Origin of the sequence: Gilliamella sp. Bif1-4, from assembly GCF_001690535.1 — a bacterium.
Lineage (GTDB): Bacteria > Pseudomonadota > Gammaproteobacteria > Enterobacterales > Orbaceae > Gilliamella > Gilliamella bombi.
The window spans coordinates 1-1572 of the sequence record NZ_LZHC01000020.1 but is presented as its reverse complement, the minus strand read 5'-3'; the positions used below and the strand labels follow the sequence as shown (position 1 = coordinate 1572).

At 43.9% G+C, this 1572-nt stretch carries 1 protein-coding gene; it reads left to right on the top strand.

The genetic code is table 11. From position 1 onward, the window contains the following. Positions 1–1572, top strand: a 1572-nt coding sequence (locus A9G25_RS02720) for a VENN motif pre-toxin domain-containing protein (protein ID WP_176701066.1), incomplete at both ends; no start/stop codon positions are given.

Sequence of the window (1572 nt, the reverse complement as noted above, 5' to 3'; positions counted from 1 at the left end):
CAGCGATGAGTTCCACTCTAAAAGCACGTCAACCTCGGTAGGGGGAAGTTTTTCTTATGGAGGCTCAAGTAGTATTAATGCCTCGGCGAGCAAAACGAAAATGGACAGCAACTGGCAAAGTGTGACCGACCAATCGGGCATCTTTGCCGGCAGTGGTGGCTATGACATTAAGGTCGGGAACAACACCGACTTAAAAGGGGCGGTGATATCATCAGAAGCGAAAGACAAGAGCCAAAACCGCCTTGACACAGGCACAATCAGCTTTAGTGATATCGAAAACAAAGCGGACTACCAAGTCAGTAGCAGCAGTGCAGGGGTAAGCTCTAGCGGCATGCCATCGATGCCAACCAGTCGCAATAAAAACGAAAGCGAGCATTCGACGACGCATTCAGCGGTATCGGAAGGGACGATAATTATCCGCAATAAGGATGCTCAAAAACAAGATATCAACGAATTAAGCCATGATACTGAGCAGGCGAATAACGAGCTCAAACACATTTTTAACAAACAAAAAGAGCAAGACATCATCGACCAAACGCAGTTAGTAAGTGAAATTGGTGGTGAAACGTTAACGATGCTTAATCATATTGACCGGATAAGAGCTGAATCCAAGGCAAAAGAAGCGGTAGAAAAAGAACAAGAAAAAGCCGCAGACAAAGGCATCGTGTTAACCGACAAGCAGCAACAAAAAATCTACGAAGACGCCTACAAAGAATCGATGAACCAAGGCATGTCAGCGATGGGCAGTGACACCCGTCAAGGCATTGACATGGCGGTTAGTATCATCAACGGCTTAATCAGTGGCGACATGACAGGGGCAGCCGCAGGGGCACTCGCGCCAAAAATTGCGACTATTATCAAACAACAGACCGAAGGAAGCACCGTTGCCAACACCGTCAACCATGCGATACTCGGTGCGGTGGTAGCCGAGCTACAAGGCAACTCTGCACTAGTGGGTGGCTTGGGTGCTGCTGCAAGTGAACGCGGTGCTGAAGTGATTGCGGGCATACTTTACCCTGATAAAGACATCAAAGACCTAAGCCAAGAAGAAAGGCAACAAATCAGCGCCCTATCACAACTAGCGACAGGCCTTGCGATAGCCGCTGCCGGTGGTGATATCCAAGATATCAATACAGGCGTTGCGGCAGGGAAAAATGCGGTTGAGAATAACTTATTAAGTAATAAACGTGGCGTTGAAAAGCTTGATAAAGAGAGTAAAAAGCTTTATGAAAAAATCAAAGATATTGTCGGTTATGATGAAGTAGATAAATTGCAGCAGCAATATAACGATTGTAAAACAGAGGAGTGTAAGGCGAATGTTTATAATCAATATATGCAAAAAGAACAAGAAGCAGGACAAAGATTAGTTGATTTATATAAAGCAGGTAAGCTATCAGAAGATGAATATTACCAATTAGTTACATGGTATTCTGACACAATGCTTGAAGGAATAAAGCAAAGTCAGATTGACAATAGTAGAAATCATTCATTTGGTGATTGGGATATTAATGATGCGTCAGCATGGGATTGGACGGTATCAAACATTATTAACAATCCTTATTTAAATGAAAT